This window comes from Bradyrhizobium sp. Pha-3 (assembly GCF_042258615.1).
Classification (GTDB): domain Bacteria; phylum Pseudomonadota; class Alphaproteobacteria; order Rhizobiales; family Xanthobacteraceae; genus Bradyrhizobium.
Window position 1 is genome coordinate 5444911 of sequence record NZ_CP170152.1, and the last position, 24705, is coordinate 5469615.

Annotated in this window: 20 protein-coding genes; 12 read left to right on the forward strand and 8 right to left on the reverse strand. The window is 65.0% G+C overall.

The window, feature by feature from the left end; translation table 11 throughout:
- Nucleotides 1-180: 180 nt before the first annotated feature.
- Complete coding sequence (locus ACE10Z_RS25905) at nucleotides 181-1368, reverse strand: pyridoxal phosphate-dependent aminotransferase (protein WP_375783291.1); 1188 nt, start codon at nucleotides 1366-1368, stop codon at nucleotides 181-183.
- Nucleotides 1369-1595: 227 nt separating this feature from the next.
- Between ACE10Z_RS25905 and ACE10Z_RS25910 the strand changes: the two genes are divergently transcribed.
- The 11 genes from ACE10Z_RS25910 to ACE10Z_RS25960 all read left to right on the forward strand — a co-directional run bounded on the left by ACE10Z_RS25910 (nucleotide 1596) and on the right by ACE10Z_RS25960 (nucleotide 11996).
- The gene (locus tag ACE10Z_RS25910; RefSeq protein ID WP_375783292.1) at nucleotides 1596-3017 is read left to right on the forward strand and encodes a M48 family metalloprotease; all 1422 of its coding nucleotides are present in this window, start codon (nucleotides 1596-1598) and stop codon (nucleotides 3015-3017) included.
- An 86-nt stretch (nucleotides 3018-3103) separates the two neighbouring features.
- Nucleotides 3104-3871, forward strand: coding sequence for a DsbA family protein (locus ACE10Z_RS25915; protein WP_298363556.1), 768 nt, complete (start codon nucleotides 3104-3106; stop codon nucleotides 3869-3871).
- A gap of 132 nt (nucleotides 3872-4003) precedes the next feature.
- Complete coding sequence (locus tag ACE10Z_RS25920) at nucleotides 4004-4324, forward strand: hypothetical protein (RefSeq protein ID WP_375783293.1); 321 nt, start codon at nucleotides 4004-4006, stop codon at nucleotides 4322-4324.
- 125 nt (nucleotides 4325-4449) lie between these two features.
- Nucleotides 4450-5307 (forward strand): DUF1236 domain-containing protein, encoded by an 858-nt coding sequence (locus ACE10Z_RS25925; protein ID WP_375783294.1) that lies wholly within the window; start codon nucleotides 4450-4452, stop codon nucleotides 5305-5307.
- A 300-nt stretch (nucleotides 5308-5607) separates the two neighbouring features.
- Nucleotides 5608-6069, forward strand: coding sequence for a type II 3-dehydroquinate dehydratase (gene aroQ / locus ACE10Z_RS25930; protein ID WP_342711091.1), 462 nt, complete (start codon nucleotides 5608-5610; stop codon nucleotides 6067-6069).
- Between the two features lie 52 nt (nucleotides 6070-6121).
- A complete protein-coding gene (gene accB / locus ACE10Z_RS25935) occupies nucleotides 6122-6616 on the forward strand; it encodes an acetyl-CoA carboxylase biotin carboxyl carrier protein (RefSeq protein WP_375783295.1) in 495 nt (164 codons plus the stop codon).
- 24 nt (nucleotides 6617-6640) lie between these two features.
- On the forward strand, nucleotides 6641-7999 hold the full coding sequence (gene accC, locus ACE10Z_RS25940; protein ID WP_375783296.1) for an acetyl-CoA carboxylase biotin carboxylase subunit: 1359 nt from the start codon (nucleotides 6641-6643) through the stop codon (nucleotides 7997-7999).
- Between the two features lie 100 nt (nucleotides 8000-8099).
- Nucleotides 8100-9641: a CHASE3 domain-containing protein gene (locus ACE10Z_RS25945; RefSeq protein ID WP_375783297.1), complete on the forward strand. Its 1542-nt coding sequence runs from the start codon at nucleotides 8100-8102 to the stop codon at nucleotides 9639-9641.
- Nucleotides 9638-10078: a response regulator gene (locus tag ACE10Z_RS25950; protein ID WP_375783298.1), complete on the forward strand. Its 441-nt coding sequence runs from the start codon at nucleotides 9638-9640 to the stop codon at nucleotides 10076-10078. Before ACE10Z_RS25945 ends, ACE10Z_RS25950 begins: the two co-directional genes overlap by 4 nt.
- Nucleotides 10075-11166 (forward strand): sensor histidine kinase, encoded by a 1092-nt coding sequence (locus tag ACE10Z_RS25955; protein ID WP_207839408.1) that lies wholly within the window; start codon nucleotides 10075-10077, stop codon nucleotides 11164-11166. The genes ACE10Z_RS25950 and ACE10Z_RS25955 overlap by 4 nt, the downstream gene beginning before the upstream one ends.
- 152 nt (nucleotides 11167-11318) lie before the next feature.
- Nucleotides 11319-11996 (forward strand): hypothetical protein, encoded by a 678-nt coding sequence (locus tag ACE10Z_RS25960; protein WP_375783299.1) that lies wholly within the window; start codon nucleotides 11319-11321, stop codon nucleotides 11994-11996.
- A 239-nt stretch (nucleotides 11997-12235) separates the two neighbouring features.
- On the opposite strand, the gene ACE10Z_RS25965 is transcribed toward ACE10Z_RS25960, so the two are convergent.
- From ACE10Z_RS25965 to ACE10Z_RS25995, 7 genes are all read right to left on the reverse strand, one after another.
- A complete protein-coding gene (locus ACE10Z_RS25965; protein WP_375783300.1) occupies nucleotides 12236-12586 on the reverse strand; it encodes a BA14K family protein in 351 nt (116 codons plus the stop codon).
- An 11-nt stretch (nucleotides 12587-12597) separates the two neighbouring features.
- Nucleotides 12598-12909 (reverse strand): hypothetical protein, encoded by a 312-nt coding sequence (locus ACE10Z_RS25970; protein WP_375783301.1) that lies wholly within the window; start codon nucleotides 12907-12909, stop codon nucleotides 12598-12600.
- An 8-nt stretch (nucleotides 12910-12917) separates the two neighbouring features.
- The gene (locus tag ACE10Z_RS25975; protein ID WP_375783302.1) at nucleotides 12918-14405 is read right to left on the reverse strand and encodes an efflux transporter outer membrane subunit; all 1488 of its coding nucleotides are present in this window, start codon (nucleotides 14403-14405) and stop codon (nucleotides 12918-12920) included.
- Complete coding sequence (locus ACE10Z_RS25980) at nucleotides 14406-17690, reverse strand: efflux RND transporter permease subunit (RefSeq protein WP_375783303.1); 3285 nt, start codon at nucleotides 17688-17690, stop codon at nucleotides 14406-14408. It abuts the gene before it with no gap.
- Nucleotides 17691-17693: 3 nt separating this feature from the next.
- The gene (locus ACE10Z_RS25985) at nucleotides 17694-20801 is read right to left on the reverse strand and encodes an MdtB/MuxB family multidrug efflux RND transporter permease subunit (RefSeq protein WP_375783304.1); all 3108 of its coding nucleotides are present in this window, start codon (nucleotides 20799-20801) and stop codon (nucleotides 17694-17696) included.
- Entirely contained in the window at nucleotides 20798-22117 is a 1320-nt protein-coding gene (locus tag ACE10Z_RS25990) for an MdtA/MuxA family multidrug efflux RND transporter periplasmic adaptor subunit (protein ID WP_375783305.1), read from the reverse strand. Before ACE10Z_RS25990 ends, ACE10Z_RS25985 begins: the two co-directional genes overlap by 4 nt.
- Before the next feature lie 178 nt (nucleotides 22118-22295).
- Complete coding sequence (locus ACE10Z_RS25995; protein ID WP_375783306.1) at nucleotides 22296-23741, reverse strand: DASS family sodium-coupled anion symporter; 1446 nt, start codon at nucleotides 23739-23741, stop codon at nucleotides 22296-22298.
- 222 nt (nucleotides 23742-23963) lie between these two features.
- On the opposite strand from ACE10Z_RS25995, the gene aat reads away from it, so the two are divergent.
- Nucleotides 23964-24644: a leucyl/phenylalanyl-tRNA--protein transferase gene (aat, locus tag ACE10Z_RS26000; protein WP_375783307.1), complete on the forward strand. Its 681-nt coding sequence runs from the start codon at nucleotides 23964-23966 to the stop codon at nucleotides 24642-24644.
- Nucleotides 24645-24705 lie beyond the last annotated feature (61 nt).

Here is a 24705-nt window from a genome sequence, read left to right on the forward strand (position 1 = left end):
ACTCCCCCTCAGAAATGGCGGAAATAGCCAAGATCAACTTGGCCGTTCAAGTCAAATGGAACTGTGCGGGCCCTCCCGTTTACCCGCGGCGATCTGTCGCGCGCCCCTCCGCCGAAACCGGAGTGAGCGCTTGCGAAACCGAACTAACCGACAAGACGGAGGGCTCTTGAAGTTTGCGGGCTATTTAAGCCAATGCGCGATCCGCGCAACTGCTTCCTGCATCTCCGCCGCCGAACGCGCATAGGAAAATCGGATGAAGGCGCGGCCGTGGATCGGATCGAAATCGACGCCCGGGGTCGCCGCGACATGCGCCTTCTCGAGCATCTCGCTGGCGAAGGCGAAACTGTCGGCGGTGAAGTCGGAGACGTCGGCATAGAGATAGAACGCGCCGTCGGCCGGCAGGAACTTGGTCAGCCCGGCCTTGGGCAGGCCCTCGATCAGGATGCGGCGGTTCTCCTGATAGCCACGCTTGATCGCTTCCATTTCCTCGCGGCCCTCGAACGCCGCCTCAGCGGCGATCTGCGACAAGGTCGGCACCGAGATCGACAGGTTCTGCTGCAGCCGCTCGATCGGCCGCACCAGCACGTCGGGCACCACCATCCAGCCGACGCGCCAACCGGTCATGCAGAAGTACTTCGAGAACGAGTTGATCACGAGCGCGTTCGGCGACAGCTCCGCCGCCGTCACCGCAGGGAACGCGTAGTCGAGGCCGTGATAGATCTCATCGGAGATGAAGCGGATGCCCGCGCTGTCGGCGGCGGCCATCAGGTTCGACAGCGCCTCACGCGACATCATCGTGCCGGTCGGGTTCGCAGGGCTGCCGACCAGCACGCCCTTCAGCGGCGCCTTGCGATGGGCGGCCAGCAGCGCCTCCCCGGTCAGCGCATGGCGGGTATCGCCGGAGGTCTCGATCAGCACGGGCTCGCAGCCGAGCGCGGTCAGGATGTGTCGGTAAGGCGGATAGCCCGGCACGGTGACGGCGACCCGGTCGCCCGGCTCGAACATGGCAAGAAATGCCAGGATGAACCCGCCCGACGAGCCCGTGGTGACGATGATGCGCTCCGCATCGACCGCGCAGCCATACGTGTCGCGGTAATGCCGGGCGATGCGCGCGCGCAGCGAGGGAATGCCGAGCGCGGAAGTGTAGTCGATCCGCCCGCCGGCAAGCGCGGCCTGCGCGGCCGCAATCGCCGGCTTCGGCGCGCCCTCGGCGGGCTGCCCCACCTCCATGTGGATGACATGGCCGCCGGCGGCCTCGATTCGCGCCGCGGCCGCCATCACGTCCATCACCATGAACGGCGGAACATCGCTCCGGCCGGACGCTGTCAAAAGGCTGCTCACACGGTCTCTCGCTGTCGCTTCACGCATGGATTTCTGCTATGGCACGGCCGCAGCCGAATTCGTGGTTCCCACACCGGCTACCGCCCCAGACTGGCCGCATTCGGTGGCTCCTTATAACGCTTTCAGGCCAAGTGAATACCCGGTTCGCGTGAAGAAGAACTGCAAAAACAACAGACTGTGCCACGCGCCTGCCTCGGTCGGGCCGGGAACCGGACTTTGCCGGGGCGCGGCCAGAAATCGCCGATAGATCGCCCATGCTGTTCCGCCTCACGCTGCGCGCCAGGACCCTAAAGCCTTCTGCGTTCAAGCTGACCGCATTGCTGACCGCGGCTGCGCTCGCCGTTGGTCCCGTCGTCCCTGCGCGAGCCCAGCAGAAGGGGCCGCCGGTGCTGCGCGACACCGAGTCCGAGCAGCTGCTGCGCGAATATACCAGGCCGATCCTGCGCGCCGCGGGTCTCGAGAAGCAGAACATCCAGATCGTGATCATCAACGACGGCTCGTTCAACGCCTTCGTCGCCGACGGCCGCCGCATCTTCGTCAATTACGGCGCCCTGCTGCAATCGGAGACGCCGAACCAGATCATCGGCGTGCTGGCGCATGAAACGGGACATCTGGCCGGCGGCCATCTTGCCAAGATGCGCGAGCAGCTGGCGCAGGCGCAGACCCAGATGATCATCGCGATGCTGCTCGGCGTCGGTGCGCTGGCCGCAGGCGCCGCGGGTGGCGGCGTCGGCAACGGCCTCTCCAGTGTCGGTGCCGCCGCGATCTCGGCGCCGCAGTCGGTCATTCAGCGCACGCTGCTCTCCTACCAGCGCCAGCAGGAGGAAAACGCCGACCGCGCCGGCGTCAAGTTCCTGAACGCGACCGGCCAGTCCGCCAAGGGCATGTACGAGACGTTCAAGCGCTTTACCGACGAGAGCCTGTTCGCCGCGCGCGGTGCCGACCCCTATCTGCAATCGCACCCGATGCCGGTCGATCGCGTCTCGGCGCTGGCGGACCTGGCGCGCTCGAGCCCCTATTGGGACAAGAAGGACGATCCGGCGCTGCAGCAGCGTCACGACATGATGCGCGCCAAGATCTCGGGCTTCATGGAACGGCAGGACACGGTCTACCGCCGCTATCCGCTGTCCAACACCAGTCTGCCGGCGCGCTATGCACGCGCGATCACCACCTATCTGCACGGCGATCTGCGTTCGGCGATCGCGCAGATCGACGGGCTGATCCAGGTTCAGCCGAACAATCCCTATTTCTACGAATTGCGCGGCCAGGCACTGCTCGAAGGCGGCCGGCCGGCGGAGGCGATCGCGCCGTTGCGCCGCGCGGTGCAGCTCTCCGGCAACTCGCCGCTGATCGAGATGCTGCTCGGCCAGGCGCTGGTCGCCTCCGACAACAAGGCCTACACCGACGATGCGATCAACATGCTGCGCGCAGCCGTGGCGCGCGAGCCCGAGGCGCCGATCGGCTATACTCAGCTCGCGATGGCCTATGGCCGCAAGGGCGACTATGCCCAGGCCGACCTTGCCTCGGCGCAGGCCGCCTATCTGCGGGGCGACAACAAGACCGCCCGCGAACTTGCCTCGCGCGCCAAGACGCGGTTCGCGATCGGCACGCCCGGCTGGGTCAAAGCTGACGACATTGTGAGCGCCAAGCCCATGCCGGGTCAGAAAAACAACTAGAAATAAACCGTAGTTCCATACAACGATCACCGAAACCGGCCCACGGCCGTGCCGTATTTTGGGCCACCTCGAACAAGGATTTTGTCATGCCAGCGCTTCGTTTTCTCGCCCCCGCCCTGCTCGCGCTCGGCATTTGCGCCGCGCCGCTGACTGCGTCCGCGCAGAGCTTCAACGACACCCAGCGCGGCGACATCGAGACCATCGTGCGCAACTACCTGATCGCGCATCCCGAGGTGCTCGAAGAGGCGATGAACGAACTCAGCAAGCGGCAGGCTGCGGCCGAAGCCGAGAAGCATGAGCAGAGCGTCGCCAAGAACGCCGACACGATCTTCAACTCGCCGCGCGGCGTCATGCTCGGCAACAAGGACGGCGACGTCACCTTCGTCGAGTTCTTCGATTACAACTGCGGCTACTGCAAGCGCGCGATGTCCGACATGCTCGACCTGATGAAGTCGGATCCGAAGCTCAAGGTCGTGCTGAAGGAGTTCCCGGTGCTGAGCCAGGGCTCGGTCGAGGCCGCGCAGGTCGCGGTCGCCGTGCGCATGCAGGATCCGACCGGCAAGAAGTATCTCGAGTTTCACCAGAAGCTGCTGGGCGGCCGCGGCGCCGCCGACAAGGCGCGCGCGCTGGCGGTCGCCAAGGAGGTCGGTCTCGACATGACCAAGCTCGAGAAGGACATGGCAAGCCCCGAAGTCAAAGCCACCATCGAGGAGAACTTCCGCCTCGCCGAATCCATGGGCATGAACGGCACACCGAGCTACGTGATCGGCAAGCAGGTCGTGATCGGCGCCGTCGGCGTCGACGGTCTGAAGGAAAAGATCGGCATCGCCCGCTGCGGCAAGGCGACCTGCTGATCGTCCTTTCGACAGCGCTCATCCATTCGAAAAATCCGGCTGCCAGGCAGCCGGATTTTTTATTTGCGGCACCGAACCGCTTTCGCGCTGGCCGCAACCAAGCGGCATCACCAACAACCGAAGTCGCGCGCCGTGCCCCTGGCCCTGCCAACCCTTGCTCCGCCGACTCTCGGCTACGATCTCACGCTCCTGAAGACGGCGCCACAGCGTGGCACCGACCACGATCACGGCTGGTGCTACGGCTTGCCATCAGGCATTCGCACCCGCTCAGCCCGCATGACGGCTTTCCGATGCAGCACCCATCTCGGCGGCACGATGTTTCCGAACCAGTGGACGCCGAAATACAGCGCGACCTATCTCGAGATCGAAGAGCATTTCGGCGGGTTCAATTTCGGCGGCGGCAACGGCCAGCTCGATCTTGCGAGCATGGAGTTCGACTGGGCCTGCGGTTGAAGCGCAAATTGTTCATCGCGCGTTCACACAAGAAACAAACCGCAAGGAACCGAAAATCAACAGGAACATCGCACATCCTCTCCCGTTGTCGGCGCGGGCAATGCTGAATAACGAGGAGCAATATGATGATGAACCGCTTTCTGATTTCGGTCGCTGCGGCGGCTTTGATCGCCGGTACCGGATTCGCGAATGCACAGGGCGCCGGCGGCGCCAACAAGGAATCCGGGGCCGGCGGTGGCGCGACCGTGCAGCACTCTGCACCGTCCGGTGGCGCATCGTCGGGCACCATGCAGCGCGATACAGGCGGCATGAAGGGTTCCGAGCACTCCACGACCGGTCAGTCTTCTTCGGGCATGAAGGATGACGCATCGGGCATGAAGGGCGCCGAGTCCGAGAAGTCCGGCCCCGCCACCAAGGGTGCACAGGAGAACACGCAGAAGTCGAAGAGCATGAGCTCGGAGAACGATGCGACCAAGGGCGCCAAGGAAGGTTCGAAGGAAGGCCCGAAGGACATGAAGGCCGAAGGCCGCGACAAGAGCGGCAACATGAGGGCCGAGGAGCATGACAAGAGCGGCAAGATGAACAACGCCGCCGAGAGCCGCGAGAAGAGCGGCGCCACCACCAACCAGAACGCTCAGACCAAGAGCCCGACCGACACCAACCGCGCCCAGACCAACGACACCAGCCGGACCCAGACCACGACCGGCAACGCGGCAACGTCGGCCACCGCGGCTCCGCCGGCCGAGAAGCGCACCCAGATCTCGACGGCGATCAGGTCGGAGCATGTGACCGAAACCACCAACGTGAACTTCAACGTGGCGGTGGGCACCCGCATTCCGGCTGACGTGCACTTCTACCCGGTGCCGGAGCGCGTCGTGACGATCTACCCGCAGTGGCGCGGTTACGAGTTCATTCTGGTCCACGGCCGCTACATCATCGTGCAGCCGGAGACCCACGAGATCGTCTACATCATCGAGGGCTAAGCCGGCCTCGGCGCGAGGGTGCCTTGACGGGCCCTCGCCTCGATCTCAACCCCGCCCCCTCAGGGGCGGGGTTTTGCATGCGGCTGCAGCCCGCAGTCGCCGGTGGATGGCCGGCGGGAGCACAGCCGAGGGGCGCCCACCTCCGGATTTGGTTAATCAGCAGTTTCCGTAGGTTACGGCAGCTATCTGACAGGGCAGACGAAGCTGTTGAAGACGTTCCGATTTCACCTAAAGACTTCCCCTGCGGCCGGTTGTTACCTATAACCCGGCCCACTTTCCCCTTCGCCGGAACCCTTGGAAATGGCTGCTGCCGGAACGATCTATGTGCTGAACGGCCCGAACCTCAACCTGTTGGGGACGCGCGAGCCGGAGACGTACGGCCATGCCACCCTCGCCGACGTCGAGAAGCTGTGCGCGGACACCGCGCGGCAGTTCGGGTTGACCGCCGATTGCCGGCAGTCCAACCGCGAGGGCGAACTGATCGACTTCATCCATGAGGCCCACGCCAAGAAGGCGGTCGGCATCATCATCAACGCCGGCGGCTACTCCCATACCTCGATCGCGCTGCATGACGCGCTGGTCGCGGTCAAGATCCCCGCCGTCGAGGTCCATGTCAGCAACATCCACGCCCGCGAGAGCTTCCGGGATCATTCGTTCACTGCTAAAGCCGCCTTCGCGTCACTTTGCGGCTTCGGCATCGACGGCTACCGGCTTGCGATCATCGGCCTCGCCACCAGGATCGGTGCGAAGGCAAAGACTTAATCGTCAATCCTGACGTTCCCCGTCACCAGACAGAGATTTCGGATCAAACAACATGGCGCGCCAGCCAGACGACAAATCAGCCGCAAAGTCCAAGAACGACTCCAAGAACGACGACAGCGTCCTCATCCGCGAGCTCGCGCTGCTGCTTGCTGAGACCAACCTCACCGAGATCGAGATCGAGCGCGCCGGCCTGCGCGTCCGGGTCGCGCGCAATATCAGCATCGCCGCATCCGTGCCGTCAGCCGTGCATGCGGTCGCCGCCCCGATGGCGGTGCCGGCCGCGGTTGCTGCCGCCACCGACCTCGCCAAGCACCCGGGTGTCGTCCCCTCGCCGATGGTCGGCACCGCCTATTGGGCTCCGGAACCGGGCGCCAAGCCGTTCATTGAAGTCGGCACCAAGGTCACGGCCGGCCAGACGCTTCTGATCATCGAGGCGATGAAGACGATGAACCAGATTCCGTCGCCGCGCGCGGGCACCGTGACGCAGATCCTCATCGAGGACGGCCAGCCGGTCGAATTCGGCGAGCCGCTCGTCATCATTGAATAGCTTCCGTCAACGTCAGGCGCTGCGATGTTCGACAAGATCCTCATAGCCAATCGCGGCGAGATCGCGCTTCGCGTGCTCCGGGCCTGCAAGGAACTCGGCATCGCCACCGTCGCGGTGCATTCCACCGCCGACGCAGACGCCATGCATGTGCGGCTCGCCGACGAGAGCGTCTGCATCGGTCCGCCGCCGTCGAAGGATTCCTATCTCAACATCCCGGCGCTGCTCGCCGCCTGCGAGATCACCGGCGCCGACGCCGTGCATCCCGGCTACGGCTTCCTGTCCGAGAACGCGCGCTTCGCCGAGATACTCGCCGACCACAATCTGGGCTTCATCGGACCGAAGGCCGAGCACATCCGCCTGATGGGCGACAAGATCGAGGCCAAGAAGACCGCCAAGCGCCTCGGCATCCCGGTGGTGCCCGGCTCGGACGGCGCGGTGACGGCGGACGACGACGCCATGGCGAACGCCAAGGAGATCGGCTTCCCGGTGCTGGTGAAGGCGGCGGCCGGCGGCGGCGGCCGCGGCATGAAGGTCGCCCACACCGAGGCCGACCTCGCGCTGGCGCTGACGACCGCGGCCAACGAAGCCAAGTCGGCGTTCGGCGACGCCTCGGTCTATCTGGAGAAATACCTGCAGAAGCCGCGCCACATCGAGATCCAGATTCTCGGCGACGGCCGCGGCGGCGCCATCCATCTCGGCGAGCGCGACTGCTCGCTGCAGCGCCGTCACCAGAAGGTCTGGGAGGAAGGCCCCTCGCCCGTGCTCGCGGCGGCGGCGCGAGCCAGGATCGGCGAGACCTGCGCCAAGGCGATGCGCGACATGAAGTATCTCGGCGTCGGCACCATCGAATTCCTCTACGAGGACGGCGAGTTCTATTTCATCGAAATGAACACGCGCATCCAGGTCGAGCATCCCGTCACCGAAAGCATCACGGATATCGACCTGGTGCTGGAGCAGATCCGGATTGCCGCCGGCGGCGAGCTTCCGGCCAAGCAGAGCGACATCGCGATCATCGGCCACGCCATCGAGTGCCGCATCAATGCGGAGAACCCGCAGACCTTCCGTCCCTCGCCCGGACGGATCACGCAATTCCATCCGCCGGGCGGCCTCGGCGTACGGATCGATTCCGCCGTCTACCAAGGCTACGTGATTCCGCCCTACTACGACTCGCTGGTCGGCAAGCTGATCGTGCACGGCAAGACCCGTGGCGAATGCCTGATGCGGTTGCGCCGGGCGCTGGACGAGATGGTGGTCGACGGCATCGAGACGACGCTGCCGCTGTTCCGCGCACTGGTGCGCGAGCCCGACATCATCGAGGGCGATTATCACATCCATTGGCTGGAGCAGTATCTCGCCGGCCAGCCGTCCGACACCCCGAAATAGTTCGGAACTTTGTGGAACCCAGCGCCCCGCTCAAACGTACTAAAGGGTTGTTGGCTTTCCACGGGGACGCATTGAATCCCACTCTCGCGAAGAGACCGTCGTGACCCCAGTTTCACGACGCCGGTCCACGTTACAGATCCTGCTGCTTTCGGCGGGATTTTTCGTGCTGGTCGCGGTCAGCGTGGCGTCCGTCCTGCTGGTCAACAAGGCGCGTGAGGACAACGCCTGGGTCGTCCATACCGTCGAGGTGGAGAGCCAGGTTGCCAATCTGCTGCTTGACGTCAGGCGCGCCGAAAGCGCGACCAGGGCGTATCTGCTGACATCAGCACCACAATACCTGTCCGAGTACCAGTCGGCCGCGGCAGGGCTCCCGGCTGCGCTCGGCCATCTCCAGATGATGACCGTCGATAATCCGGCGCAGGTCGCCAATGCCGCAAAGCTCAAGGCCGCCGTCGAGCAACGGCTGGCCGAGTTCGCCCTCAGCATCGAGCGCGTCAACAACAACGATGCCGCGACCAGCGTCGACATCCTGCGCAAAGGCACTTCGGCCGATGCATTGGAGGCGATCGCCCGGATCGGCCGCGACATGCGCACCGAGGAAGATCGGCTGCTGGCGGCGCGCACCGCAACCGCGGACAGGACCCAGGTGCTGGCCTCCTCGGTCACCATCGCCGGCTCCTGCATGGTGCTGGCGCTCGCCGCGCTCTCCCTCGTGCTGCTGCGGCAATCGTCGCGGGCGCGCGACGAAGCCGAGGCCAAGCTGCGCGACAGCAACGTCAATCTCGAAACCATCGTCGACGAACGGACCGCCGACCTGCGCGAGGCCAACGAGGAAATCCAGCGCTTCGCCTATATCGTCAGCCACGACCTGCGCTCACCGCTGGTCAACATCATGGGCTTCACCAGCGAGCTGGAGGAATTGCGCGGCGACATCTTCAAGCGCATCGCCACGCTCAATCGCACCGCATCGCTGGCACCGGCGATGCCGGAAGACGCGACCGACGTGGCCGAGCCCGAGCTCGAAGGCTCCGACAAGCAGCTATCCAACGATTTCAACGAATCGCTCGGCTTCATCAAATCCTCGATCGCCAAGATGGACCGCCTGATCAGCGCCATCCTCAATCTCACCCGCGAGGGCCGCCGCGAATTCAAGCCGGAGCGGATCGATCTCCGCGAGCTGATCGACGGCATCGTCAAGACGGTCGCGCATCAGGCGGCCGAGGCCAATGCGACCGTCAAGGTCGGCGCCTTGCCGAACATCGTCAGCGACCGCCTCGCGTTGGAGCAGATATTCTCCAACCTGATCGACAATGCACTCAAATACCTCAAGGATGGCGTCCCCGGCGAGATTTCGATCGAGGGCCGCACCAAGCTGGGCTTTGCGATCTTCGAAGTGACGGACAATGGCCGCGGCATCGATCCGAAAGACCACCAGCGCATCTTCGATCTGTTCCGCCGCGCCGGAACCCAGGACAAGCCCGGTCAGGGCATCGGGCTTGCCCATGTCCGCGCACTTGTGCGCAGACTGGGCGGCACCATGTCGGTAGCATCGGAACTTCACAACGGCAGCACGTTCACGATCACGCTGCCTATCAAATGGTCAGGCAAGAACTCAGGCAAGAACCGGGATAAGGAATCATGAGCGATCCAGTCACCATCATCATGATCGAGGACGACGAGGGCCATGCCCGCCTGATTGAGCGGAATATCCGGCGCTCAGGTGTCAACAATGAGATCGTCCCGTTCACCAACGGTACAGAGGCCGTGAACTACCTGTTCGGCAAGGATGGCAGCGCGGTCGAGCGCAAGGGCCAGGCCCTGCTCATCCTGCTTGATCTCAATCTGCCTGACATGACCGGCATCGATATTCTGAAGCGGGTCAAGGAGAACAAGCATCTCAAGTCGACGCCGGTGGTCGTGCTGACCACGACCGACGACTCCCATGAGATCAAGCGTTGCTACGAACTCGGTTGCAATGTCTACATCACCAAGCCGGTGAACTACGAGAGCTTTGCCAACGCCATTCGCCAGCTTGGCCTGTTCTTTTCCGTGATTCAGGTGCCGCCAGCTTCCCTATGACCAGCGCAACGCCGACACTGCTCTATATCGACGACGACGCGGCGCTGGCGCGCCTGGTCGAACGCGGGCTGACGCGCGCGGGCTACAAGGTCGTGCACGCCGCAAGCGGCCAGGAAGGCCTCGACCGGCTCGCCCAGGGCGGCATCGACGTCGTCGCGCTCGACCAGTACATGCCCGGCCTCGATGGGCTGGAGACGCTGGAGCAGATCCTCAAGATTGCGGACGCACCGCCGGTGGTGTTCGTCACCGCCTCACAGGATTCGGCAATTGCCGTCACCGCGCTGAAGGCCGGCGCGGCTGATTATCTGGTCAAGGACGTCAGGGGCGAATTCATCCCCCTGCTCCAGGTCGCGGTGAACGGCGCGGTCCGGCGGGCCGCGATCCAGAAAGCGCGCGACGAGGCCGAGGCCGAGGTGCACGCCTCGCGCGACCGCTACGCCGCGCTCGCCGCCGAGCGCGAGGTTCTGTTGCGCGAGGTCAACCATCGCGTCGGAAATTCGCTGCAGATCATTGCCTCGCTGCTGCATCTGCAAGCCAATTCCTCGACCCAGCAGGACGTCAAGGCGGCGCTCACCAATGCGATGGGCCGTGTCGCCGCCGTCGCGCAGGTGCACCGCCGCCTCTACACCTCGCACGACTTCAAGACCGTGATGCTCAACCAGTATCTGGAGGCACTGCTCGAGGATCTCAGGCGATCGGCCGAAGGCAACAAGATGTCGCGGCTGACGCTGAAGGCCGACCCGGTCGAGATCGATCCCGACCGCGCGGTCGCGATCGGCATCATCGTCAACGAGCTGGTGATGAACGCCGTGAAATACGCCTATCCCGACGGCGCCGGCCCGATCCATGTCGAGCTGAAGCCGCACGCGGACGATTTGCAGCTTGCGATCAGCGATGAAGGCGTGGGCTTCTCCGACAAGGCCGATCCGCGCGGCACCGGCATGGGCCAGCGCATCGTCGCGGCGATGGCCGTCAAGCTCGACGCCAGCGTCGAGCGCGACCCCGGCCACAACGGCACCCGCTTCGTGGTGCGGTTCGCCCGCGTCACCCCGGCGCCGGCGAAATCGACAAGCGTTGCCGCCAGTTAGATCACAGCCGGTCGCGGATTGATCGAATTTTCGCGTTGGCCTTAACGGCCGCGTCACCCTGTTGTTCGATCGCAGCCGCCTGCCCTGACCGGTTAAGACAAATCTGGGCGTTGTTTGCCATGCTTTTCCCCCAGCTTGGCAGGAACGGCACGATGTTCGAGCGCAGGGTGGTTTTTGGAAAGAAGCAGGCGGCGTCGGGCGACCTTAAGGAGCCCTTGCGTCCGGCACCGGGTGCCGACGGCGCGGCACCCGCCTTTCACAAGAGGCAGTGGGAAGATCCGCGGATCGGGCCGATGCTGCGCGATGCGGGGTTCGCGCCCGACGACGCAGCCAGCATCGTGCCGGCGGCGGACAATCGCCTCGCCGTGTTTGCTGCGGCCAACCAACGGCTGCAGGAGCGCACCGAGAGTTTCAACCGTGACATGACGGCGCGCCACGGCTACTGCCATGCGTTGCCGTTCCTGGTCATCGACCACAAGATCTGGGACGGGCCGCATGGCGCGTTTCTCTACGCGCAGCTGGATCTGATCGGCTACGACGAGTGGAACGTGATCATGCTGGCGGAGGATCCGCAGACCACGGAAACATGCGGCCTGGCAGGCCATCCCGGCTTCCTTCCGGCGGTGACGCAGCTCATGACCGAGCATGTGATCGCGTGGGAGGCGCGGCACGACGCCATGCTCGAGACATTCGGAATCACCGCGAGCGGCGGCCGCGACAGCTCGCGCGATCAATACGAGATGGAAAAGGACACGCTGCGCAGGGAGATCATCGACAAGGCCGGCTGGATGAAGCTGCGCATCATCGACGACCTTCTGCGCAAGAGCTAACGCATGAAGAGATTAGGTTGAGCTCGAGCGGCATCGAATGTTCACCTCTCCCTTGGGAGAGGTCGATTTGCGCAGCAAATCGGGTGAGGGATTACGGTCTAACGAGAGAGCAAGCGCCCTCACCCGGATTGCTTCGCAATCCGACCTCTCCCCGACGGGGAGAGGTGGCCTGAAATCGCGGCAAGCCGATTCAACCCAATCTCATCAAGCTCTAGAAGCGCCCTCTGGTCCCGAGCACCTCAATCAGGCCGATCGCGGTGCCGCCGCGTGCGATGCGGACGGCAATCCTGACATGGCGCGCCGAAGATCACCTGCGACGGATAGGGCCGCGCGGAGTGATACGGCGTCGAGCCGAACAGGCCCGCCGCGCCGAAGCCCGCGCTGAATGGATCGGCGGCAAAGCTGCCCGGAAAGGAGCCGTTGCTGCGGAAATCGCGGTCGTCGTTCCTGCCGTCGAAATACGCGCCGCCGGTGCTACCGTAGCGCAGCGGCCGTTGCGGCGCCAAGTCATGAGACAAGTTCTGGGCCGAGACAGCGGCCGTGCCGAGCGCGATGGCGGCGCAGGCGATCAATGCTCTGATGGCGGTCATGGCCAAGGCCCTCATTGCGGAATGGTCCCCCAATCGCCCTTCCAGGCGATCAGGCGTCCCTTGCCGAATTGCAGATAGAGCCCGTCGCTGCGCCGCGACAGCACGCTGCCCCGGACATTGGGCAGCGCGACGAACAATTCATTGCCCGGCGTGCCACGAACATAGTTCAGGGGGACGCCGAGCGACTGGCTGGCCTGGTCCGCGCTCATGCCGAAGGCGAGCGGAATGCTGTTGGGTGGCCGCTGCTGCGCACGCGCCGCGCCGCCTGGCATACCCAGCGCAATGACGAGGGAAACGACGAAGGGTGTGATGAACCGCTGCATGACCGACCTCATGGCACTGCCGCCGCGAGCGTGCCGGCCGGCGTCCAGCCGCCGCCCAGCGCCTGGAACAGACTGCTCGCCGCCAGCAGCTTGTTGAGCCGCACCGAGACAAGATTGAGTTCAGCCGTGAACAGCGTCTGCTGTGTCTGCAGCACCGTGATGAGATTGACCGTGCCGCCGCGCAGCTGCGTCTCGGAGACCTCGAACGCCTTGCGCGAGCTCGCCACCACGTCGGACTGCAGCCGTTCCTGCAGCGTATACTGCTGCAACGCGATCAGCGCCTTTTCGACATCGGCGAAGGCCGACAGCACCGCCTTGCGATAGGCCTGCAGGTTCTGCAATTGCTGGCCCTTGGCGAGCTTGAGCTGGCTCTCCAGCAGGAAGCCGTCGAACAGCGGCTGGGTCAGCCCGGCGGCGAGCGTGTAGTACCAGGCGCCCGGCGCGAACAGCGAGGCGAGCGCCGCGCTCTGGAAGCCCGTGGTGCCGGTCAGCTGGATCTGCGGGAAGAACGCCGCGCGCGCCGCGTCGACGCTGAAATTGGAGGACGCGAGCTGCGCCTCGGCCTGGCGGACGTCGGGCCGCTGGTAGAGCAATTCCGACGGCATCCCCGGCGTGATGCGCGGCACCGAGATCTGCGTGGTGCTGCCGCCGCGCACCGAGAAATCAGCCGGCGCGCGCGCCACCAGCACGGCGAGCGCGGCGGTGTTTTGCCCCAGCGTCACCTCCAGCGGCGGGATCGCCGCGCGCTGGGTGGCGACCAGCGCCTCCTGCTGGGACAGGTCGAGCTGCGAGGCGGTGCCGCCGGCGAACTGCGACTTGATCAAGGCCAGGATGCGCTCGGCCGCCGCCAGATTGCGCCGGGTCGCCTTGATCTGGTCCTGCGCCGCCAGCACCTGGAAATAGGTATTGGCCACCGCCGCCATCGTGGTCAGCGCGACCACCTCGCGATTGTAGCGGGCAACCGTCGCGCTCTCTTCCGACGCCGACAGCGTCGCGCGGTTCTTGCCCCAGAAGTCGATGATGTAGCTCGCGCTCAGCCCCAGATTGAACTGCGAGAACGTACCGCTGCTCCCGCCGAGCAACGAACTCGATCCCGTCGCGACCTTTTGACGCTCGGCATTCGCCGATCCGGAGATCGACGGCAGCAGCGCGGCGCCGGACACGCCGGCCTGCGCGTCGGCCTGCACGATCTGGGCGATCGCCACCGCGATATCGAGATTGTAGAGCTGCGCGGATTCCATCAGCCCGGTCAGCTCGGGCGAGCGGAAGCCGCGCCACCAGGCGAGCGCCGGGACGGCGGCATCGGCATCGCCCTTGGCGGCGGCGCGATAGCTCGCCGGCACTTCGAGACTGAGCTCGGGCTTCTCCACCCCGGGAATGCAGCCGGTCAGGCCAAGGCTCAGACCAAGGCTGAGGCCGCCGAACGCCGCCACACGCCGAAACCGGACCGGCTTCCGCAATATTCGAAGACTAAGCAACGCTGCAGCTGTCGGCATTTACTCGCCCGGTTGAAGTGAGGAGCCCGGCATCCGCATGGCGCCGCCGCGGCGGACGCGCAGCGCCCACAAGCGGAACCGGTCGAGATAGAGGTAGATGACCGGCGTCGTGTAGAGCGTCAGGACCTGGCTCAGGATCAGGCCGCCGACGATGGCGATGCCGAGCGGCTGGCGGAGCTCGCCGCCGTCGCCCATCCCGATCGCGAGCGGCACCGCGCCGAGCAGCGCGGCCATCGTCGTCATCATGATGGGACGGAAGCGCAGCAGGCATGCCTCCTTGATCGCCTCGAGCGGCTCCAGCCCCCGCCTGCGTTCCGCGTCCAGCGCAAAGTCGATCATCATGATGGCGTTCTTCTTCACAATGCCGATCAGCAGGATGACGCCGATCAGCGCCATGATACTGAACTCGGTCTTGAATGCCATCAGCGCCAGCAAGGCACCCACACCTGCCGAGGGCAATGTGGACAAGATGGTGAGCGGATGGACGTAGCTCTCATAGAGCACGCCCAGCACGATGTAGATCGTGATGATCGCGGCCAGGATCAGGAACGGCTGGTTGCTGAGCGAATCCTGGAACGCCTTCGCGGAGCCCTGGAAAGTACCGCGGATCGTGGCCGGGACGCCGATCCGGTTCATGGCCGCCTCGATGCTGCCGACCGCGGTGCTCAGCGACACGTTCGGCGGCAGGTTGAACGAGATGGTGTTGGCGACCAGCAGACCCTGGTGATTGACCGCAAGCGGCGTCGCGCCCTGCTTGAACGCCGCAACCGCCGACAGCGGGATCATGGTCTCGCTGCTGGTCGAGACGGCCGACCCGGTCGAGGCCACGCCCTTCCCGGTCGACCCGATCGAATTGGTGGCCTGGTTGCGCGCGGCCTGGGCGTTTGCCGAACTCGTCGCGCCCGAGGTCCCCGATGCGACCACCGTGCCCGCCACGGCATTGGTCGATTGCGACCCGCCGACCGAGGCACCCGAGGTGCTGACATAGACATCCTTCAGCGTCTCCGGGCTCTGCCAGTAGCGCGGCGCGACCTCCATGACGACATGGTACTGGTTGCGCGCGACGTAGATCGTTGAGACCTGGCGCTGTCCGAACGCGTCGTACAGCGTGTTGTCGACCTGGCTGACCGTGATGCCGAGCCGTGCCGCGGCGTCGCGGTCGATCACGAGGTCGGACTCCAGGCCCTTGTTCTGCTGGTCGCTGTTGACGTCGGTGAGGTTCGGATCGCGTTGCAGGGCCGCCGCAATCTTCGGCGTCCACTCATCGAGCTCCTCCAGCGTCGAGCCCTGCAGCGTGTACTGATACTGCGCGTTCGACTGACGTCCACCGACGCGGATATCCTGGACCGCCTGCAGAAACAGGGTCGCGCCGGGCACCACCGACATCTCGCGGCGCAGCCGCGCGATCACGCCGTCGGCGCCGATCTTGCGCTGGTCGAGCGGACGCAGCGAAACGAACACGAAGCCGGAATTGGTCTGTCCGCCCCCGGTGAAACCGACCACCGTCTCCACCGCCGGATCCTTCTGAATGATGCCGACGAACTGCACGAGCTTCTGCTGCATCAGCTGGAACGACACGCTCTGGTCGGCCTGGATTGATCCGACCAGCCGCCCGGTATCCTGCTGCGGGAAGAAGCCCTTCGGGATCACGACGTAGAGATAGACGGTGAGGCCGATGGTGACGAAGAAGATGAGCACCACGCTCAGGGGATGTTCGAGTGCGCTCGTCAGCGTCCGGCGATAAAAGCCCAGCATCGCATCGAAGAAGCGTTCGCTGATCTGATAGGCCCTGCCGTGGCGACCGGTTTCCGGTCGCAGCAGCACGGCGCACATCATCGGCGTGGTTGCCAGCGAAACCGCCAGCGAGATCAGGATCGAGATGGAGATCGTCATCGCGAATTCGCGGAACAGCCGACCGATGATCCCTGACATCATCAGAATCGGGATGAACACCGCGATCAGCGAGATGCTCATCGACAGCACGGTGAAGCCGACCTCGTTGGCACCCTTCAGCGCCGCCTGGAGCGGGCTCATCCCCGCCTCGATGTAACGCGTGACGTTCTCGAGCACCACGATGGCGTCGTCGACGACAAAGCCGGTCGCGACCGTCAGCGCCATCAGCGACAGATTGTCGAGGCTGTAGCCGATCAGGTACATCGCCCCGAAAGTCGCGACCAGCGACACCGAGACGGCGACGACCGGAATGAAGGTGGCGCGTGCGCTGCGCAGGAACGCGAACACCACGATAATGACCAGCATCACCGCCAGGACAAGGGTCCGTTCGACGTCCCGGAGCGAGGTGCGGATGGTCGTCGAGCGGTCCACCGCAAGGCCGATGTCGATCGCCGGCGACACCGATGCCTGCAGCTGCGGCATCAGCCCCTTCACCAAATCCACCGTACTGATGATGTTGGCATTCGGCTGCCGGTAGAGAATGATCAGCACCGCGGGTTTGCCGTTGGCCAGGCCGGCGTTACGCAGGTTTTCCACGCCGTCGATGACCTCGCCGACGTCGGACAGATGGACCGGCGCGCCGTTACGGTAAGCCACGATCAAGGATTTGTAGTCGTCCGCCTTGTTGGCCTGGTCGTTGGCGTAGACCTGGTAGCGCTGGTCGCCGACGTCGATGCCGCCCTTCGGACTGTGGGCGTTGGCGTTCGACAGCGCCGCGCGGACGTCCTCCAGACCGATGCCGTATTTGTAGAGCGTCTGCGGGATCAGATCGACGCGGACGGCGGGCAGCGAGCTGCCGCCCACCACGACCTCGCCGATGCCCTCGACCTGCGACAGCTTCTGCGCCAGCACCGTGGAGGCGGCATCGTAGAGAGCGCCGCGGGTCAGCGTGTCCGACGTCAGCGTCAGGATCAGGATCGGCGCGTCCGCCGGGTTGACCTTGCGATAGGTCGGATTGCTGCGCAGGCTGGTCGGCAGATCGGCCCGCGCCGCGTTGATCGCGGCCTGCACGTCCCGCGCCGCGCCGTTGATGTCGCGGTTCAACCCGAACTGCAGCGTGATCCGGGTCGAGCCGACCGAGCTCGACGACGTCATCTCCGTGACATCGGCGATCTGACCGAGATGCCGCTCAAGCGGGCTGGCGACCGTGGTCGCGACGTCCTGCGGGCTGGCGCCGGGCAGCGTCGCCTGCACCGATATGGTCGGAAAATCCACCTGCGGCAGCGGCGACACCGGCAGCTTGAAGAACGCGACAAGGCCGGCCGCCGCAAGCCCGAACGTCAACAGCGTGGTTGCGACCGGCCGGCGGATGAAGGGCGTTGACGGATCCATGGCTCAACGCGACCCGCTCGCCTCGCCGACCTCGTCCGCCCGCCCGGCAAACCGCAGCGCCAGACGATCGAACCAGAGATAGATCACCGGTGTCGTGAACAGGGTCAGCAGCTGGCTCACCAGCAGACCGCCGACGATCGAGATGCCGAGCGGATGCCGAAGCTCGGAGCCCGCGCCGCTGCCGATCATCAGCGGCAGCGCGCCGAGGACCGCTGCCATCGTCGTCATGATGATCGGCCGGAAGCGCAGCAGGCAGGCCTGGTAGATCGCCTCCCGCGGCGGCTTGCCCTCGTTGCGCTCGGCATCGAGCGCGAAGTCGATCATCATGATCGCGTTCTTCTTCACGATGCCGATCAGGAGGATGATGCCGATGATCGCGATGATGGTGAGGTCCTGGCCAGCCATCATCAGCGCCAGCAACGCGCCGATGCCGGCCGAAGGCAGCGTCGACAGGATGGTGAGCGGATGGATGAAGCTCTCATAGAGCACGCCGAGCACGATATAGACCGTGATGATCGCGGCCAGGATCAGGAACAGCTGGTTGGACAGCGAGGACTGGAACGCCAGTGCCGCACCCTGGAAGCTCGTGATCATGCCGAGCGGCTGGCTGATCTCGGCCTGCGCCTGCTTGATCGCGGTCACCGCGCCGCCGAGCGAGGCGCCCGGGGCCAGGTTGAACGAGACGGTCGCCGAGGGGAACTGGCCGAGATGCGAGACCTGTAGCGGCGCGGTCTCGACCCGGAACTTCGCCATCACGGACAGCGGCACCGGCGTCGAACCCACCGATGACGGCAGATAGATCGACGACAGCGAGTCCAGCGAGTTCTGCAGCGACGGATCGGCCTCGAGGATCACCCGGTACTGGTTCGAATTGGTGAAGACGGTGGAGACGATGCGCTGGCCGTAGGAGTCATAGAGCGCATTGTCGATCGTCGCCGGCGTGATGCCGAACCGCGCGGCCTGGTCGCGGTCGATATCGACGAACACCGAAAGACCCTGCGCCGAAATATCGCTGGTGACGTCGCTGAGCTCCGGCAACTCCCTGAGCTTGTCGACCAGCTTCGGCGTCCACTCCGCAAGCTCGTTCGGATCGGCGTCCTGCAGGATGAACTGATACTGCGTCCGGCTCACCGTGCCTTCGATGGTGAGGTCCTGGACCGGCTGCATGTAGAGCGTGATGCCGGTCAGATCAGCGGTGCTCGCCTTGATCCGGTCCATCACCGTCGAGACGCCGGCCTTGCGCTGCTCGTGCGGTTTCAGGTTGATCAGGATGCGGCCGCTGTTGAGCGTGGTGTTGGTGCCGTCGACGCCGATGAAGGACGACAGGCTCTCGACATCAGGATCCTTCAGGATCGCGCTGGCGAGCCGCTGCTGCCGCTCGGCCATCGCCGCATAGGACACCGATTGCGGCGCCTCCGAGATCGCCTGGATCACGCCGGTGTCCTGCACCGGAAAGAAGCCTTTCGGAATGACCACGTAGAGCAGCGCCGTGAGCCCAAAGGTGGCGAGCGCGATCAGCAGAACGAACGTCTGGCGATCCAGCACCCAATTGAGCATCCGGGCGTAGATCGCGATGACATGGTCGAACCCTTCGCGGCTGAGCCGCTGGAAGGTGTTCTCGCGCGTCATGCTCTCCGGCTTCAAAAGCTTGGCGCAAGCCATCGGCACCAGCGTCAGCGACACCACGGCGGAGATCAGGATCGTGACCGACAGCGTGATGGCGAATTCGCGGAACAGGCGGCCGACGACGTCGCCCATGAACAGCAGCGGGATCAGCACCGCGATCAGCGACACCGTCAGCGAGATGATGGTGAAGCCGATCTGCTCGGAGCCGCGCAGCGCGGCTTCCAGCGGCGACTCGCCCTCCTCGATATAGCGCGAGATGTTCTCGATCACGACGATGGCGTCGTCGACCACGAAGCCGGTCGCGACCGTCAGCGCCATCAGCGACAGATTGTTCAGGCTGAAGCCGAACAGGTACATCGCGCCGAGCGTGCCGACCAGCGACAGCGGCACCGACAGGCTCGGGATCAGCGTCGCGCGGGTCGAGCGCAGGAACACGAAGATCACAAGCACGACCAGGATCACCGCAAGCGCCAGCTCGTATTCGACGTCGCGGACCGAGGCCCGGATCGTCACGGTCCGGTCGGTCAGGATGTTGAGGTTGATCGCAGCCGGCAGCGTCGCCTGCAGCTGCGGCAACAGGTCCTTGATGCCCTGGACCACCGAGATCACGTTGGCGCCGGGCTGGCGCTGGATGTTGAGGATGATCGCCTGCGTCTCGTTCATCCAAGCGCCGAGCTTGTCGTTCTGCGCGCCGTCGACGACGTTGCCGACATCGCTGAGGCGGACCGGCGAGCCGTTCTTGTAGGCGATGATCAGCGAGCGGTAGTCGCTGGCATTGCGTATCTGGTCGTTGGCATTGATGGTGTAGGCGCGCATCGCGCCGTCGAAATTGCCCTTCGGCGTGTTGACGTTGGCGTTGCCGAGCGTGGTGCGGAGATCGTCGATGTTGAGGCCATAGGCCGCGAGCTTGCGGATGTCGGCCTGGATGCGCACGGCGGGCCGCTGGCCGCCGCTGATGCTGACGAGACCGACGCCGGGCAGCTGCGAGATCTTCTGCGCCAGGCGGGTGTCGACGAAGTCCTGCACCTGGGTCAGCGGCATGGTCTTCGAGGTCAGGCCGAGGGTCAGGATCGGCGCGTCAGCCGGATTGACCTTGGCGTAGATCGGCGGCGCCGGCAGGTCCGACGGCAAGAGATTGCCCGCGGCGTTGATCGCGGCCTGCACCTCCTGCTCGGCGACGTCGAGCGAAATCGACAGGCCGAACTGCAGCGTGATGACAGAAGACCCAGCAGAGCTCACCGAACTCATCTGGTTCAAATTCGGCATCTGGCCGAACTGCACCTCGAGCGGCGCCGTCACCGACGACGTCATCACGTCGGGGCTGGCGCCCGGATAGAAGGTCTGCACCTGGATGGTCGGATAGTCGACCTCCGGCAAGGCCGCGACCGGCAGGAATCTGAATGCCAGCATGCCCGACAGCATGATGGCGATCATCATCAGGGTCGTCGCCACCGGCCGCAGGATGAATGGCCGCGACGGGTTCATTTCTTCTGCCCGTCCGCGGAACCCTTATGGTCGCCGCCTCCCGCTTTGTCGGGAGCAGCGCCGCCTCCCTTTGCGGCCCCATTCGCCGCGCCGCTCGCCGTCCCCTTGGCCGCGCCGGCTGGGCTCGCAGTATCGGCGGCCGAGCGCACCACCACCTTGGCGCCCTCGCGCAGCTTGTCGGCGCCGTCGATCACGATGCGATCGCCGGGTACAAGCCCCGAGAGCACCTCGACACGGTCGCCGTCGGTGACGCCGATTTTCACCGGCCGCACCGAGACCGTGCTGTCGACGTTGACGAGATAGACGAAGGTGCCGGGGACGCCGCGCTGGATGCCCGCGGTCGACATCGTCGTGGCATCCTTGTGGGTGTCGAGCAGCAGGCGGATGTTGACGAACTGGTTCGGATACAGCGTGCGCTTGTCGTTCTCGAACTGGGCGCGCAGCTTGATCGTGCCGGTGGTCGCATCGATCTGGCTGTCGAAGGTCTGCAGCGATCCGTCGGCGAGCTTGCTGGCGCCGCTGCGGTCATAGGCCGCCGCCGGCAGCACCGCGCCCTCTTTCAACCGCTTCGCGACCGCCTGCAGATTGTCCTCCGGCAGCGTGAACAGCACGCTGATCGGCTCGAGCTGCGTGATCACGACAAGGCCGTTGGTGTCGCCCGGCGTCACGTAGTTGCCGAGGTCGACCTGGCGCAGTCCGACCCGCCCGTTGATCGGCGAGACGATGCGACAATATTGCAGATTTACCTCGGCCGATTTCACCGACGCCCGGTCGGCCTCGACCGTGCCCTGATACTGCGCGACCAGCGCGACCTGGGTGTCGAGCGTCTGATGCGCCACGGCATTCTGCGTGGCGAGGTTCTGGTAGCGGGTGAGATCGACCTGGGCGCCCTTCAGCTGCGCCTCGTCGCGCGCCAGAGTGCCTTTGGCCTGCGCCAGCGTCGCCTCATAGGGACGCGAATCGATCTCGGCGATCAGGTCACCCTTCTTGACCTCATCGCCCTCCTTGAAATCGATCTTCATCAGGTAGCCGCTGATCTGGCTCCGGATCGTTACGGTCGCGAGCGACGTCACGGTACCGAGCGCATTCAGGCTGACGCCGATATCGCCCTTGCCGACGGCCTCCGGCACGATCGACATCGGCCCGGCATTGCGCCCGCCGCCGGCCTGCGGCGGCGCGGCCTGCTGCCGCGTCCACCAGACGATGCCGGCAAGCACCGCCAGCACGACACATCCTGTCAGAAACCCTCGCCCGCGCGACGGCCGCCTGGTTTGCTCGGGCGCCACGATCAACGGGTCTTTGATATGCTGGTCCATCACTTGCCCACGAAGAAACACGAACGAGCTCGCGCGGCTCTATGTGTCCCCTGAAGTCCGCGCGCGCCACATCCGAGGAAGCATTTTGGACGCTTCGGTCGGACAAAGCGCGTTAAGAATCGGAAAGGAAAGTCCTCCTTCCCGGCCGGGCGCTGTTTCTCGCTGGATTGTGGCTATTTTACCCGATCGTCTGTAGCCAGGGCAACACGATCAGCAACAATCCGGCAAAGTAGATCAGGCCGAAGATCAGCCCGAATTTCCAGAAGTCGCCTTTGCCGATATAGCCGCTGCCGTAGTACATCGGCGCCGGTCCGGTGGCGTAGGGCGAGATCACCCCCATCAGCCCGAGCGAATAGACGCACAGCAGCATCAGGGTCTGCACCGACAGGCCGGGAATGCTGGAGCCGACGGCGAGCACCACCGGCAGCACCGCGGCGGTATGCGAGGTGATGCTCGAGAAGAAATAGTGGATCCAGAAGAAGAATGTGACGAGCAGGATCATCCCGACCATCGGCGACGTGCCGGAGAGCGGCTTCGCATAGCCCTCGGCCACCCATTTGATGAAGCCGATCTCGTTGAGACCTGACGACAGCGTGAGCAGCGAGGTGAAATAGAAAAAGACCTCCCACGCGCTCTTCTCCGCGACGATGTCCTCGAATGCGATCACGCCTGTGAGCAGCATCAGCGAGATCACGACGAACACCACCGTGGTCGCGTTGATGAAGTTCGAGCCGAGCAGCGGCACGTTGACATTGGGGTTGGAGCCGCAGATCCACAGGAACATCGCGAGCAGCACCAGCACCGCCATGACCCATTCGTGCCGCGACGGCGGCCCCATCTTGGCGAGCTCGCCCTCGCTCCAGGTCACGATCTCCGGGCTCTGCTTGATCTCGGGCCGACAGATGACGTAGCTGAGCAGCGGCACCAGCAGCAGCAAGAGGATGCCGAGCGGCGCGAAGCCGATGAACCATTGCGACCAGCCGACCTCGATATTGACGAGCTTCTTGGCGATCGAGAGCGCGGCGGCGTTCGGCGCCAGCGCGGTCAGAAACAGCGAGCTGGTGACGGCCGTGGTCGCAAACGCCGTCCACATCACGAAGGTGCCGATCTTGCCCGCGGTCGGACCGGGCTCGGAGCCGTAGATGCGCGGGATGTTGCTGACGATCGGATAGATGGTGCCGCCCGAGCGCGCGGTGTTGGAGGGCGTGGCCGGCGCCAGCACCAGATCGGAGAACGCCACCGCATAGCCGAGCCCGATGGTGCGGCGGCCGAGCCCGCGCACCAGCAGCAGCGCCAGCCGGCGGCCGAGGCCGCTCTTGCGGTAGCCGATCGAGAACACGAAGGCGCCGACGATCAGCCACACCGTGCTCTCGGAGAAGCCGGCGAGCATCCAGCGCAGCGACTTGTTCGGGTCGGGCTCGACATAGCCGCCGACCCCGGCGACCGTCAGTCCGATCAGGCCGACCGCGCCGACCGGCATCGATTCGAGGATCAGCCCGGTGATGACCGCGGCGAACACCGCAAAATAGTGCCACTGATTGGCGTTCAGCCCTGATGGCACCGGGACCAGATAGATCACCAGCCAGACCAGCAACGGCGCAAACGTCCGCCATGACGATTTCATGCAGCGTCCCCCTCACCTGTGTTGATTGTCAGGCGCGCAAGCCGCCATGTCCCGGGCGGCGGCGCCTTCTTTTTGCGGCAATGTAGCATGGCCGCGCAGTCCGTCTCGGGAAACTGCGGCGGAATGGCGCGGCTTGTGGAGGAACCGGAGCGTTTCGTCAACACGTCGCGACCCCTGGCAGGCCCATCGCAAGACCGCCCGCGCTTTGCTATCCTCGCCGCCATGACCTCACGCGACTCTGCCTCCTCCGAGATCACGCCCGAGGTGCTGCTGCGCGCCTATGCCTGCGGCATCTTCCCGATGGCGGAGAGCGCCGACGATCCGACCCTGTTCTGGGTCGAGCCGGAATTGCGCGGCGTGATTCCCTTCGACGGCTTTCGCGTCGCCTCCCGCCTGGCGCGCACCGTGCGCTCAGATCAGTTCACCGTGACCGTCGATACCGCATTCAAGGCCGTGATCGCCGGTTGCGCGGCGCCGCAGCCCGGCCGCGACGACACCTGGATCAACAAGCGCATCCGCGATCTCTATGTCGGGCTGCACGCGTCGGGCCATTGCCACAGCGTCGAGGTCTGGCAGGACGACAATCTGGTCGGCGGGCTCTACGGCGTCAGCCTCGGCCGCGCCTTCTTCGGCGAAAGCATGTTCCACACTGAACGCGACGCATCGAAGGTGGCGCTGGTGCATCTGGTGGCCCGGCTGATCGCGGGCGGCTTCGAATTGCTCGACACCCAATATGTGACCGAGCATCTGAAGACGTTCGGCGCGGTGGAGATTTCGCGCCGCCGCTATCGCGCGCTGCTCGACAAGGCGATCGCAGGCGCGCCGGCGGATTTCCGCAAGCTCGACACTACGCAGCCGGTCAAGGGCGCCGACGCGCTGGCGATCATCGCCGCGCGCAATTGAACGGTTGATCGCGTAGCCCGGATGAAGCCAACGGGTCGCGCGAACGCGCGCCCGATGACAG

Excerpts from the sequence above, each read along its gene's own strand:
- ACE10Z_RS25905 (WP_375783291.1), bottom strand. The coding sequence starts at position 1,368 with ATGCGTGAAGCGACAGCGAGAGACCGTGTGAGCAGCCTTTTGACAGCG.
- ACE10Z_RS25910 (WP_375783292.1), top strand. The coding sequence starts at position 1,596 with ATGCTGTTCCGCCTCACGCTGCGCGCCAGGACCCTAAAGCCTTCTGCG.
- ACE10Z_RS25915 (WP_298363556.1), top strand. The coding sequence starts at position 3,104 with ATGCCAGCGCTTCGTTTTCTCGCCCCCGCCCTGCTCGCGCTCGGCATT.
- ACE10Z_RS25925 (WP_375783294.1), top strand. The coding sequence starts at position 4,450 with ATGATGAACCGCTTTCTGATTTCGGTCGCTGCGGCGGCTTTGATCGCC.
- aroQ (WP_342711091.1), top strand. The coding sequence starts at position 5,608 with ATGGCTGCTGCCGGAACGATCTATGTGCTGAACGGCCCGAACCTCAAC.
- accB (WP_375783295.1), top strand. The coding sequence starts at position 6,122 with ATGGCGCGCCAGCCAGACGACAAATCAGCCGCAAAGTCCAAGAACGAC.
- accC (WP_375783296.1), top strand. The coding sequence starts at position 6,641 with ATGTTCGACAAGATCCTCATAGCCAATCGCGGCGAGATCGCGCTTCGC.
- ACE10Z_RS25950 (WP_375783298.1), top strand. The coding sequence starts at position 9,638 with ATGAGCGATCCAGTCACCATCATCATGATCGAGGACGACGAGGGCCAT.
- ACE10Z_RS25955 (WP_207839408.1), top strand. The coding sequence starts at position 10,075 with ATGACCAGCGCAACGCCGACACTGCTCTATATCGACGACGACGCGGCG.
- ACE10Z_RS25960 (WP_375783299.1), top strand. The coding sequence starts at position 11,319 with ATGTTCGAGCGCAGGGTGGTTTTTGGAAAGAAGCAGGCGGCGTCGGGC.
- ACE10Z_RS25965 (WP_375783300.1), bottom strand. The coding sequence starts at position 12,586 with ATGACCGCCATCAGAGCATTGATCGCCTGCGCCGCCATCGCGCTCGGC.
- ACE10Z_RS25970 (WP_375783301.1), bottom strand. The coding sequence starts at position 12,909 with ATGCAGCGGTTCATCACACCCTTCGTCGTTTCCCTCGTCATTGCGCTG.
- ACE10Z_RS25975 (WP_375783302.1), bottom strand. The coding sequence starts at position 14,405 with ATGCCGACAGCTGCAGCGTTGCTTAGTCTTCGAATATTGCGGAAGCCG.
- ACE10Z_RS25980 (WP_375783303.1), bottom strand. The coding sequence starts at position 17,690 with ATGGATCCGTCAACGCCCTTCATCCGCCGGCCGGTCGCAACCACGCTG.
- ACE10Z_RS25985 (WP_375783304.1), bottom strand. The coding sequence starts at position 20,801 with ATGAACCCGTCGCGGCCATTCATCCTGCGGCCGGTGGCGACGACCCTG.
- ACE10Z_RS25990 (WP_375783305.1), bottom strand. The coding sequence starts at position 22,117 with ATGGACCAGCATATCAAAGACCCGTTGATCGTGGCGCCCGAGCAAACC.
- ACE10Z_RS25995 (WP_375783306.1), bottom strand. The coding sequence starts at position 23,741 with ATGAAATCGTCATGGCGGACGTTTGCGCCGTTGCTGGTCTGGCTGGTG.
- aat (WP_375783307.1), top strand. The coding sequence starts at position 23,964 with ATGACCTCACGCGACTCTGCCTCCTCCGAGATCACGCCCGAGGTGCTG.